Below are 11,781 nucleotides of genomic sequence, written 5' to 3' on the forward strand. Positions count from 1 at the left end.
GCGTGCGCGGAGGGAAGGCAACCTTTACGTTCCACCGCGTGAGGAGCAGGTGTCTTACTATCCGTTTGATTCCCATGGCTACCACCTGCCCGAGGCCCCAGCGCCGCCAAAGCCACCGCCGCCGCGAAACGTCGTGCGGCTGGACCCATTACCAGACACGCGCTGCGCATCGCCAATGACGTGCGGAGTTGCGGCGACGATTCCATCGCCTAACCGTTTCGGTCGGAAGCGGCTGTAATCGACGTACATGCTCATTGGAGAATACGTTGTAGCTGAAAAAAAGATCGCGTCAGCATCGTACTCGTCAGCAAAACGCCACTTACTAAGGATCGCGTTGTCGTTTTGGGGTCCGGTTTCAACCATATGGTCACGCACGTTCCGCGATCGAGGCTGCTTCGAATATTCATCGGGCAACACCCTCCGCAATCAGAGTCTGCCGTTGGGTTCATTCAGGCGGGTCGAATTCGGCCTTAAGCGTACCCTCATCGATCGCCTGCTTGAACCTGGCATAGTCCGCCTCGTTCTGGTCGGCGTACAGGATCGAGAACGCGGCGATGGCCTTGTCGAACTCATCGCTCTTTCCCAGATATCCGCTGATGATGGACGGATCGCCAGAGCGTGCATGGGACAGCGCGAGCGATTGTCCGCACCAGTCGGCAAAGCCGATCATTTCGACCTTGCCGAAGGTCTCGACGGCAGGCTTGATTTTGACGTCCCGCAACTGGCGCACGTAATAGTCCCACCCTTGCTCCCCCTTTGTCCAACCGAGAAACATGTCGCTTGCGGGTTGAACCAGCCGATGGCCGTTGACGACACGTTGCCCGTGATTCTCATAGACGCTCTTTCCCGCGTAGGCTTCCAGCACCGAGGCGCGCGCTTCCTTGACCTGGAGGAAGAGCGGATCGCCCGCACCGTCCATTAGCAGGACGACCCAGCAGCGAGTCCCGACGCTTCCTACTCCCACCACCTTAATCGCAGCATCCACGATCTTGAAACGGTCGACGAGGACCCGCTGGGCTGGGGTCAGGCTTTCACGATAGCCGCTGAAGCCCTTCCTGATCGCAACCTCAAGGGTTCCGGGTTTCTGGCCCTGTGGATGGAAGATCGACGGACGTTCGTCCCTGATGAGCGCTGTCCCCCCCTTGCCGGAAGCGAGCTTCGGGAACAGAACTTCGGCCATGCTGCTTGCACGCTCTTTCTCCACCCTCCTGATCACGCGGCGGCGCAGAGCCGGGTCGTCGATGGAGGCGATCAAGGCCTCCGCCTCAATCGCGTGGTACCAGAGATCCAGTGATTTCATTTCGCTGAATGTTGCCATGCTCTCGCGGTACGAGCGCACACAGGCGAGAACCGCATCCTTCGCGGTGGAGTCGCTTAGCCCGTTGTCACGGCAGGCAATCGCGAAACTGACCGCAAGACGCTTCAGGTCCCAGTCCCACGGCGCAGGAAGGGTTTCGTCAAGATCGTTGATCGCAAAAATGATGTTGCGCTCCGCGGTCGCGAAGCCGCCAAAATTCATAAGGTGAGCGTCACCGCAACACTGCACATGTATGCCGGGAGTCGGCAGCGACGCGACGTCATGCGCCATGTTGAGCGCGGCACCTCGATAGAACGTGAATGGCGACTGAAGCATGCGGCCGTGTCGAAGCGGAACGAGTTCGGGCAGACGGCCCTCATTGGCTTGCTGGACCAGACAAACGGGGTCAGGACGATCGACAGTGCGCTTCCATGCGCCGTGCAAACCGCGCGGGCATTTTCCACGGAGGCTTTTCCCGAGCGCGCGCCGCTCCGCCCGCGAGGGAGAATGCGTCGCGGTGCCATCCTTAAACTCGCTTAACAGGATCTGTTCCATGACCGGCCCGCCTGCGCTTTTTAACTAACGATGGCACGGGGCCCGTGATTGGGATTGACGCACGTCAAGCAAACAGCCGGAAACGCAACGAGATGGAACCAGCGATGGGCGGCGCGAGGCGTGACCAGAGAATGCAGGTGCACTGGAGAATCAGTATCAAAATCCAAAACGACGACGCTGAGGGCGATGGCAGCCTGCCGTTCGTGATCCACGTCACGCAGTCGTAAGATGAACGCCATGCAGACGCTTTCATCAACACGGCTCCCTTTCTGGCCACCGATCATCGGCGAATGCACGCTGCAGCTTGCTGGCAAAGTTCACTAGTAATCAGCTGGCGTGGGCACGTTTCGCTTCGCGTGCTGTTATCTGGCATTGAGCAACAGGACCACTACTAACGAGTGCACGCATCTGGGCAAACGCCGTTTCACTTCCACGCCCTCCCAGGCTGCAAAAGAACGCGACGTGGCGAAATCCTGATTTATTCGCAATAAGATAGGCGCGAACCGGCGATGCCACCGACCCGGCCCATATTGGGGTCCCGACTATCACTAACTCGTACGACAGAGGATCTTTCGTGGTCGGCATAATACCGGCTGGACGCTGACGAATTGCCTCGACCAACGAACGCTGATACCCGAACGGACCGGCGCGGCCACGCCGATCGAGAATCTCTTCGACGTCCGCGTCCAGCATCTGGCCGAGCTCCGATGCGATCGCACGCGTCACGCCCGACCGCGAATAGTAGACGACCAATATCCTCTTCCTTTCCATTTCGAACCCCCGCACATTTGAACGACGCCTGCACGAATGGCGCCAGAAACGCTTAAGCGAAGAATAGAGCTCGGGTTGCATAGGTACGTGCCAGATCAAGGGCGATACAACGCTTGTGTCAGAGCACGAGTGCATCTACGAGCGTATGCCCTACACAGAGGGGAGCGAGTCCGGCAACGAACGGAGCGGGATGCGACGCTCGTCGCTCCGGCACGCAGCGTGCTTACAGCAGGAGAGACAGCAGGAGGCACCGGCATTGTCGGGCAAGACGCAATCGTATTTCAACCTCCCAACTGCAACTGCTCACGGTAAAAGCGGACAAGCTTTGAGTAATCAATCGTACCAACGGTGGCTTCATAAATGCTTTGCTGCGAGTGGTTTGGCTTCAGGCAAGAACTGTTGAACTCTCCCGACCGAGCTGAGTATCGAACGACCCTGCGCGGTCAGACACAAGTGTGTGTATCCTGACGCGAGCGTCTCCAGCGAAACAAGTTGGCGCTCGCGCAACGCGTCCAGATCGCCAAGGTCGAGATGTTCCGACTGCCTGGTTGTCTCAACCAGCATCAGCGCTGCTATCTCATGTAGGCTAAGCATCGTCGTCTCCATTTATCTGACGGTCCATGCATTGATGGATTCTTTGAAGGATAGATGCTCATCAAATGCTGTCGATGCGCACTTTGTCGCATCCCGAGCTTCGGCACGGCAACATTGTGGATGTCATTTGCTGTGCTTGACGCAAATCAAGCGTGCCCGTCAAAGCGGGCCTACAGTGGAACCGTGCTGCACACCGTTCAATGCTGGGCAGGCACTCCGTTGAGACACATCTATGAACGCATCGTCGACCATCCGCAAGACGGCTTCAGATTTGCGGGTGACGCCTAATTTTTCCGATTACGAGGGCGAGCGCCACCGTTTCTCGTGGGCCGCAGCGGCAGCTGAACTGACCGCTGGGAAACGTGACATCAACATCGGATGGCAGGCCGTCGACCGGCATCGCGCCGAAGGCCTCGCAGACAAGCCTGCATTGCGCTTTCTCGCACGAGACGCTTCACCCCGAACATTTACATACGACCAGCTGGCCGCACAGACCAACCGCTTCTGCAACGTGTTGCACAGCCTTGGGATCGCGAAAGGCGATCGTGTCTTTATCCTTGCGGGGCGCATCCCGGAGCTCTACATCGCGCTGGTCGGCGGCCTGAAGTTCGGTGCCGTCATCTCCCCGCTCTTCTCCGCGTTTGGGCCAGAACCCATCATCACGCGCGTCAATCTAGGTGGCGCAACGGTGCTGCTGACCACGGATGCGTTGTTTGAACGGAAAATCGGCCCCTGGCGCGCCCGCATGCCGACCTTGAAACATGTGCTCCTCGTTGGGGAAGAAGGCGCACCGGTTGCCAGCCCCGGCACCCTCGATCTTTCCCAGCTCATGTCAGGCGCGTCAGACTCGTTCGACCACGCGGCAACGGGTCCCGAGGATCCCGCGCTGCTGCACTTCACCAGCGGCACAACAGGCACGCCCAAAGGCGCTGTCCATGTGCACAGTGCTGCCATCACGCATTGGGTGACGGGACGTTATGCACTCGATCTGCATCCCAAGGATATCTACTGGTGCACCGCTGATCCCGGCTGGGTGACGGGTACGTCATACGGGATCATTGCGCCTCTGCTGCACGGCGTGACATCCATCGTCGATCGGGAAGAGTTCGACGCGGAACGCTGGTATGGCATCTTGCACGACGAAGCTGTTTCGGTGTGGTACACGGCGCCGACTGCGATCCGGATGCTGATGCGCGCTGGCGCCGACGCGGCCGCAAAATATGCGTTCCCGCAATTGCGCTTCGTTGCCAGCGTCGGGGAACCGTTGAATCCTGAAGCAGTTCGCTGGGGAAAAGACGTGCTGGGTTTGCCGATTCACGATAATTGGTGGCAAACGGAAACGGGCGGGATCATGATCGCCAACACGCCAGCATTCGATATCAAGCCTGGTTCGATGGGCAGACCACTACCGGGCGTGGATGCCGCCATCATTCAACGCAGTGGCGACGGCGGTGTCCGTATCGTCGACGAACCTGGCGCGCAAGGTGAATTGGCACTCAGGCGCGGGTGGCCCTCCATGTTTCGCGGTTACCTCAACGAGGACGCGCGCTATCGCAAGTGCTTCAACGGAGACTGGTATCTGACGGGCGATCTGGCACAGCGGGATGCAGACGGCTATTACTGGTTCGTCGGCCGGGCTGACGATGTCATCAAGTCCGCCGGCCATCTGATCGGGCCTTTCGAGGTGGAAAGTGCACTCATGGAGCATCCCGCCGTAGCGGAGGCTGGCGTTATCGGCAAGCCCGACCCGGTGCTGGGCGAATCGGTCAAGGCCTTTATCTCACTCAACAAAGGTTTCGAACCGGACGAGGCGTTGCGCATGGTATTGCTCGGACATGCGAGGAAGCGGCTTGGCGCGGCTGTCGCGCCGAAGGAGATTGCCTTCGTCGCACAACTGCCGCACACGCGTAGCGGCAAGATCATGCGACGACTTCTGAAAGCGCGTGAATTAGGTCTGGCGGAAGGCGACACGTCGACACTGGAGAGCGCAGCATGACAGTCGACCATCCCGCTCCCCTGCCACCGTCGGGCCCCGTTCCCTATGAGAAGACCTTCGCGCTCGGGTTGTTGCGTGACATGCTGCGCGTGCGGCGGCTAGAGGAAAAATGCGCGGAGCTTTACGGCGCCGGCAAGATTCGCGGCTTTCTGCATCTGTATATCGGTGAAGAGGCAACCGCAGTGGGCGCGCTTCATGCGCTCACGTCCGAAGACAACATCGTCGCGACGTATCGTGAACATGCCCATGCATTGGTACGCGGCATGGACATGGGCGTGCTCATGGCTGAAATGTATGGCAAGTATGAAGGCTGCGCGCACGGACGAGGTGGCTCGATGCATCTGTTCGATCGAACGAAGCGGCTGTTCGGCGGGAATGCAATCGTCGGCGGCAGTCTCCCCCTCGCCGTCGGGCTGGCCCTCGCGCAAAAAATGCAAGGCAGCCACGGCATCACCGCATGCTTTTTTGGCGACGGCGCGGTAGCCGAAGGGGCCTTTCACGAATCGATGAATCTCGCTGCACTGTGGCGATTGCCCGTTCTGTTTTGCTGCGAAAACAATCTGTACGCAATGGGGACGGCAATCGAGCGAAGCCAGTCACAGACGGATCTGTGCGCCAAGGCCGCTGCCTATAACGTCGCCACACGCAGCGCGGATGGAATGGATGTCGTGTCTGTACACGAAGCCACGAGAGAGGCTGTCGCGTACGTACGAGCCGCACAGAATCCACTCTTTCTCGAGTTCAAGACATACCGCTTCCGCGCCCATTCGATGTACGACGCCGAACTGTACCGCGAGAAGGCTGAAGTTGAGCTATGGAAGACGCGCGGTCCGATCCACACTTTCACCGCCCGTCTGAAGGACGAGTGCAAATTGTCTGAGGACGAGTTCCTCGTACTCGATTCGGCGGCTCTGGCGGAAGTTGAGGGTGCCGTAGCGTTTGCGGAGGCCGGCACATGGGAGCGTGTCGAAGATCTCCTGACTGACCTCTACACCGCAACGGGGCAAACGCCATGACCCGCCATCTCACGTTCCGGGAGGCCTTGCGCGAGTCGCTGCGCGAGGCGCTCGCGAACGACCGTCGCGTGTTCCTGATGGGTGAAGACGTGGGTAAGTACGGAGGAACCTACGCGGTGTCGGCCGGACTTCTCGATGAGTTCGGGCCCGAGCGTATCCGGGACACACCGCTGTCGGAACTTGGCTTCACGGGAGCAGGCATCGGGGCCGCATTGGGCGGCATGCGCCCCATCGTCGAGGTTATGACCGTGAATTTCAGCCTGCTGGCGCTAGACCAGATCGTCAATACGGCGGCCCTCTATCACCATATGTCGGGTGGAAAATTCTCGGTGCCACTCGTGGTGCGTATGGCGACAGGCGCGGGTCGTCAGGTGGCGGCGCAGCATTCACACAGCTTCGAAGGCTGGTACGCGGGCATTCCCGGAATCAAGGTGATCGCTCCCGCGACCATCGAGGACGCCCGTCATATGTTGCAAGCGGCGCTCGCCGATCCGGACCCGGTGCTGATTTTCGAACATGCGGGGCTGTACAACCTTGAAGGGGACATGCCCGACGTCGAGCGCGTCGACATCGTCAGCGCAAAGGTCCGGCGCGAGGGGAAGGATGTGGCGATCCTTGCCTATGGCGGTTCAATGCGCAAGGCACTGGATGCTGCGCAGACGTTGGCGAAGGACGGCATCGATGCTGAAGTGGTGGACCTGCGCGTGTTGAGGCCCCTCGACGATGCAACGATTATGCAGTCAGTGTCGAAGTGCAGACGGGTCATCATTGTCGATGAATGCTGGCGAAGCGCAAGCATCGCAGGCGAGATCATGGCGCGGCTGGTCGAACAGGTCTTTTACGAGTTGGATGCGCCAGCGTGCCGTGTGTGCTCCGAAGATGTGCCTATCCCCTATGCCCGCCATATGGAACAAGCGGCATTACCCCAGGTCGACAGGATCGTCTCCGCGGTGAAACAATTGTTTGCGTGATGCCACGTAATGCAGGCAGGAGGACGCATGATCGAGTTCACGTTGCCTTCGATGGGGGCCGACATGGACGAGGGTACGCTCCTCGAATGGAAAATAAAGCCAGGTGACGTGGTCACAAAAGGTCAGATAGTGGCCATTGTCGACACGAGCAAAGCGGCCGTCGACGTCGAAAACTGGTATGAGGGAACGGTATACGAACTGATCACGAAGCCCGGCGAGAAAATACCCGTGGGTACGCCGATGGCAATTTTTCTCGAGCGAGGTGAATCCGCGTCAGAGGTCAGGAAGCGTCCGCGCGCGATACCGCCGACACCCGCCCCACTGCCTGTCGATGCAGCTCCGCAGCGCCACAAGGTCTCGCCTGCGGCGCGAAAGCATGCTCAGGAACATCATGTCAATCTCGACAAGATCGTAGGTAGCGGCCCGGGCGGTTCGGTGACATATGACGACGTCGAACAGGCCATTCGCAGCGCCGCCTGCATCACACCTGCGCCAGCCGGCGACAGGCTCGCAGCGATCAGAACGGTGATCGCGGGTGCTATGGAGCGCTCGAAACGGGAAATACCTCATTACTACGTCAGCGAGATGATCCCAATCGAAAAAGCGCTCGAATGGCTTCACACCGAAAACGCCAAACGCTCGATCAATGATCGGATGTTGCTTGCAGTCCTGTTGCTGAAAGCGGTGACTGTGACACTGCGACGCTTTCCCGAGCTAAACGGCTTCTACCGCGCAGGCTCATTCGTTGCGGCCGGGAAGACTCACGTCGGGGTGGCAATCTCGTTGCGCCACGGCGGTCTCGTCGCACCCGCCCTGCTCGACACCCAGAATAAAACGTTGCTGCAACTCATGCGGGAGCTGACCGATCTCACGAAACGTTGCCGCGCCGGTTCGCTACGCAGTTCCGAATTATCGGAAGCCACCATCACCGTCACGAACCTCGGCGATCAGGGAGCCGCCGAAGTATTCGGCGTCATCTATCCACCGCAGGTTGCGCTGGTCGGATTCGGCCGCGTCATCGAACGTCCGTGGGCGTACAACGGGGAAGTCAAGATAGTACGCACGCTGACCGCCACGCTGTCAGCAGATCATCGCGTGTCTGACGGTCATCGTGGCGCGCTATTTCTTCTTGAACTGAGCGACGCGCTGCAACATCCTGAGGAACTCGATCAATGAACCATCCCGACATTCGTGCTATTGTGCTGAGCACACTGCAGACGATCGCGCCCGAGGTCGACACAACAACCTTGCGCGACGATCGCCCGCTACGCAAACAGGTCGATCTTGATTCGATGGATTGGCTCAATTTTCTGACAGGCCTCCACGAGAGGCTTCGTGTGGAAATACCTGAAGCCGATTATGGTCGCCTCGTCACGCTGGCCGACGTCGTTGCGTATCTGGAAGTCGAGAGCAACGACCGGTAGCTTCCCGATGGCATTGGCGTCACGCGTGCAAAGACGTCTGCAGCACGCTCCCAGATGCCTCGCGATTCTGCTCGTTGCGAAGGATGCTGGTCAGCATGATCCATTCGCGCCCGAGTGCTGTGATCACATCGTCGAGAGACAATATCCCCATGATGTCGATACCGTTGCTGACCACCGCCAGGCGGCGCACGCCATGGCTTGCCATCGCCTGCATTGCCTCAGTGATGTCGGCGTTCACATCGATAGACAGAATTTGCGGGCTCATCACCTCGCCTACTCGCACAGTGATCGGCGACGACCCGGTGCAAACCGACTGTAATACGATGTCCCGGTCGGTGAGAACGCCGAGTATGCGGCCTGAGCCACCGCCCTCCGATACGATCAGTGCGCCGACATGCTGGTCTCGCATTTGCACTGCCGCTTCCTGCAGACTGCAGGTTGCCGGAATATGGACCACGCCCTGGCTGTAGAACTCACTGACTTTCATGGCAAACCTCCTCGGACTCGCGACGCAGCCTTGCAATAATGATACCTATCGCCAGTCATATCCTGATTCAGCTCACAAGGCCAACACCGCAAGCTGCGGTCGTGCGGCCCAACCATCTCTTAGTCGCGCCGCCATCTCGCGCGAAGCACACCTTCGGCATCGCGATATTCGATCGTAAGGTGACCGTGATGCGCACGAACAAGCGCCTCGGCGAGTTTTCGCAGAGTGTGTGGGCCAGTGGTAGTCACTCGCATTCCGTCTGGCTGATCTTCGATGTTCATCAATCGCTCGAGCGCATGAAGCTTTTTTTCATCTGCTGACGCGTGACGGAAGAGTGCGACAACCTCTTCATGATGCGTACGGAGATACTCTCCCGACTCCAGCCATAGTTCGCCTGCTGGCGCGTGTTCAAGTATTCGGCGGCACGCCGGGCAAACCAGCTGACTTGTATGTTCCGCGCTTACACTCCACATCCAGCGTCCATTTTCAAACACGGCGCCACATTCTCGGCAGCCGGTGCCACCCTGTTCGCGAGCTGGCGACCGATAGCTATCGGTTGTGTGTGGCTGGAACCGTTTGTCTCGGCGCATCGTCGACACGTTCCGGTTGCGAGACTCTGTCATGATTTGTCTCCAGATAAATTTCTATGACTTTCTATCCGCCACCCAGCGTATTCTGCACCGCGGGTGGTGCTGACTTATGAACTATCTTCGGCCATCGGCCACGCCCCGGGTTGACCGACATCAACGGACCGCCTGTCTCGTCTTCGAGTTTTTTTGCAGCGCGGAATAAAGACGACACGTCTGATCTTCGACGCGCCAGGCCGTCACAGCCGGTCATGCACGCTGCTTCAGTTCAAAATGTGGTTGCCGCCCCGCGATGAGCGACAGTTCCGACAGCAGCGCACACGCCGAATCAAGCAGATCATCTAGCGAAATGACGCCAACCAGTTCTCTGGCTTCGTCGACAACAGGCACGCGGCGGATCGCATGCAATCGCATCCGCTTCGCGATTTGCCACGCGTCTTCCCAGTCATAGGCGCAGACAAGCGACGAGGAAATCACATCGTCGACAAACAGTCTGGACGCGTCGACGTCTCGTGCAAGTACCTCGAGAACAATGTCCCGGTCGGTCAGTATCCCCTTTGGACGCAGTTTGCCGTCCGGGGTCTCCTCCACGACAACGATATCGCCGACATGATTAACGCGCATGATCTTGCATGCTTCCAGAACAGTTGTGCCCAGCAGGCACGTAATGACCTCTCTCGTGCAAATATCGGCGGCTTTCATACTGTCCTCCTCACTCGATGGAACGCGTAGCAATGTCATCAGGCTAGCGGGGTGGGCTAGGCCGACCTTGATCGACGTCATGCGGGCGAACAATGTCCGTAGCCGAGCATCGCGTCGAGGGCAGCGATAAACCCGTCGACCCTTGCAGGATCAAGTCCGTCGATGCCGGCGGCGGCACGTCTGCCGTTTCCGCCGAATTTCCTGCATAGGCGGTCTGCGCCGCACGGCGCTCTCACGCTGACGACATACTTACCGTCGGGCCGTGGCACAAGGACGGCATGCCCGCGCAAAGGCTCGCGTCTTGCCAGGAGGTTGGCGAACTCGCCTTGCACACGGTGTGACCATGCAGCCGCCGGCAACATATAGGCCGATGCGTTCGCTACGCGCTGCACCGTCGCGAGCCTTGAAGCACAATCGAGATCTTCCATGCGTGCCAGCGTCAGGCGGCCCGGCAGGTTGGTGGCCGCAATGAAATCCAAAGGATTTGGAAACGGCTGAATATTCCGATACATCGCGACAGGGTCGACCATCAGATCCGCAACGCTTTCTCCATATGCGTTGTAGTTGATCGCTTCGCCCAGTTCCCGCAGCCGCTGTTCCTCGGGAGGCGGCAGCGCACACGTGATGGCAAGCTGATGCGCGGCATGGGAAAGGTTGTCGCCGTACGCCGCGACTATCGCCCACAATCTGTTCTCGCCCCGAAGATAACGATTCACGATCAGGCCGGTGCATGTATCGGCTGACGTATCGATATGCGTAGCCAGTCGGGCAACGTGCGGAATGCGCCCTGGAAAGTGATGATCGAAATATTCGATGCTGACGCCCTGTTCGAGAAGCGACATCAGCGAAGCGCGGTTTGCATCGAGCGAGACATCAAACACAGTCACGCTATCGCCAAAACTGGCCGTTACACGACGCAGCAGGCAGACATCGCGCTTCACACCTGTGACGAGCTGCGCATCGACAGGATGCTTGAGCCTCAGTTGATGCAGCGAGCAGATCCCGTCAGCGTCGCCGTTAAACACATCGAATTGAGCCACCTGTCACTCCATTGGAGGAAACATCGGGCGTATCACTTGTGCGCCAGTTTGCAGCGCGACCGCACACTGTCGCGCATGTGCCTCCCCAATCCTCAAATAGGTCAGCGCGCGTCTGTGCCAATGTCCAGCCCGTCCATTCTTGCGTTCGAGCAGATGTGCGGCAGCCAGTCTCGCTCTAACGGTAGCGGGAATGCTTTGATAGAAATGCAGCAGGCACGCATAGACGGGATCGTGCATTGACGCGCCATATGCAGCGAGCAGCGCGTTTCCGATCACAGGGGCACCTAGGCGTTCGCATTCGAGCGCGAGAAATCCCACCTCATCGAGGGTATCGATAGTCC

General features: G+C 59.0%; 12 protein-coding genes and 1 pseudogene. 5 read left to right on the plus strand and 8 right to left on the minus strand.

Annotated elements, in window-relative coordinates; translation table 11 throughout:
• Nucleotides 1-445 precede the first annotated feature (445 nt).
• From KFO72_RS39515 to KFO72_RS39525, 3 genes are all read right to left on the minus strand, one after another.
• A complete protein-coding gene (locus KFO72_RS39515; RefSeq protein WP_054930619.1) occupies nucleotides 446-1,852 on the minus strand; it encodes a DUF2252 domain-containing protein in 1,407 nt (468 codons plus the stop codon).
• Nucleotides 1,853-2,179: 327 nt separating this feature from the next.
• Nucleotides 2,180-2,605 carry a flavodoxin family protein gene (locus tag KFO72_RS39520; RefSeq protein WP_231950043.1) on the minus strand — a complete coding sequence of 142 codons (426 nt, stop codon included), beginning with the start codon at nucleotides 2,603-2,605 and terminating at the stop codon, nucleotides 2,180-2,182.
• 372 nt (nucleotides 2,606-2,977) lie between these two features.
• On the minus strand, nucleotides 2,978-3,229 hold the full coding sequence (locus KFO72_RS39525; RefSeq protein WP_318248529.1) for a hypothetical protein: 252 nt from the start codon (nucleotides 3,227-3,229) through the stop codon (nucleotides 2,978-2,980).
• 220 nt (nucleotides 3,230-3,449) lie between these two features.
• Here KFO72_RS39525 and acsA point away from each other — a divergent pair, with 220 nt between their 5' ends.
• Genes acsA through KFO72_RS39550 form a run of 5 tightly spaced genes read left to right on the plus strand, consistent with a single transcriptional unit; the run spans nucleotide 3,450 to nucleotide 8,624 of the window.
• Entirely contained in the window at nucleotides 3,450-5,213 is a 1,764-nt protein-coding gene (gene acsA / locus KFO72_RS39530; protein WP_225034344.1) for an acetate--CoA ligase, read from the plus strand.
• Nucleotides 5,210-6,229, plus strand: a complete 1,020-nt coding sequence (gene pdhA / locus KFO72_RS39535) for a pyruvate dehydrogenase (acetyl-transferring) E1 component subunit alpha (RefSeq protein ID WP_054930622.1) — start codon at nucleotides 5,210-5,212, stop codon at nucleotides 6,227-6,229. Before acsA ends, pdhA begins: the two co-directional genes overlap by 4 nt.
• Nucleotides 6,226-7,200: an alpha-ketoacid dehydrogenase subunit beta gene (locus KFO72_RS39540; protein WP_054930623.1), complete on the plus strand. Its 975-nt coding sequence runs from the start codon at nucleotides 6,226-6,228 to the stop codon at nucleotides 7,198-7,200. The genes pdhA and KFO72_RS39540 overlap by 4 nt, the downstream gene beginning before the upstream one ends.
• A gap of 27 nt (nucleotides 7,201-7,227) precedes the next feature.
• Nucleotides 7,228-8,376, plus strand: a complete 1,149-nt coding sequence (locus KFO72_RS39545; RefSeq protein WP_054930624.1) for a dihydrolipoamide acetyltransferase family protein — start codon at nucleotides 7,228-7,230, stop codon at nucleotides 8,374-8,376.
• Complete coding sequence (locus KFO72_RS39550; protein ID WP_054930625.1) at nucleotides 8,373-8,624, plus strand: acyl carrier protein; 252 nt, start codon at nucleotides 8,373-8,375, stop codon at nucleotides 8,622-8,624. The genes KFO72_RS39545 and KFO72_RS39550 overlap by 4 nt, the downstream gene beginning before the upstream one ends.
• A gap of 19 nt (nucleotides 8,625-8,643) precedes the next feature.
• On the opposite strand, the gene KFO72_RS39555 is transcribed toward KFO72_RS39550, so the two are convergent.
• The 5 genes and pseudogenes from KFO72_RS39555 to KFO72_RS39575 form a co-directional block, all read right to left on the minus strand.
• Nucleotides 8,644-9,111: a CBS domain-containing protein gene (locus KFO72_RS39555; RefSeq protein WP_054930626.1), complete on the minus strand. Its 468-nt coding sequence runs from the start codon at nucleotides 9,109-9,111 to the stop codon at nucleotides 8,644-8,646.
• A gap of 119 nt (nucleotides 9,112-9,230) precedes the next feature.
• Complete coding sequence (locus tag KFO72_RS39560; RefSeq protein ID WP_082433793.1) at nucleotides 9,231-9,734, minus strand: BCAM0308 family protein; 504 nt, start codon at nucleotides 9,732-9,734, stop codon at nucleotides 9,231-9,233.
• Nucleotides 9,735-9,947: 213 nt separating this feature from the next.
• Nucleotides 9,948-10,400 (minus strand): CBS domain-containing protein, encoded by a 453-nt coding sequence (locus KFO72_RS39565; RefSeq protein WP_225034345.1) that lies wholly within the window; start codon nucleotides 10,398-10,400, stop codon nucleotides 9,948-9,950.
• A gap of 77 nt (nucleotides 10,401-10,477) precedes the next feature.
• Nucleotides 10,478-11,440, minus strand: coding sequence for a hypothetical protein (locus tag KFO72_RS39570; protein WP_054930628.1), 963 nt, complete (start codon nucleotides 11,438-11,440; stop codon nucleotides 10,478-10,480).
• 3 nt (nucleotides 11,441-11,443) lie between these two features.
• A pseudogene (locus tag KFO72_RS39575) lies at nucleotides 11,444-11,781 on the minus strand (hypothetical protein); the annotation flags it as partial.

The sequence above is a fragment of the Paraburkholderia sp. XV genome (assembly GCF_020177535.1).
Lineage (GTDB): Bacteria > Pseudomonadota > Gammaproteobacteria > Burkholderiales > Burkholderiaceae > Paraburkholderia > Paraburkholderia caribensis.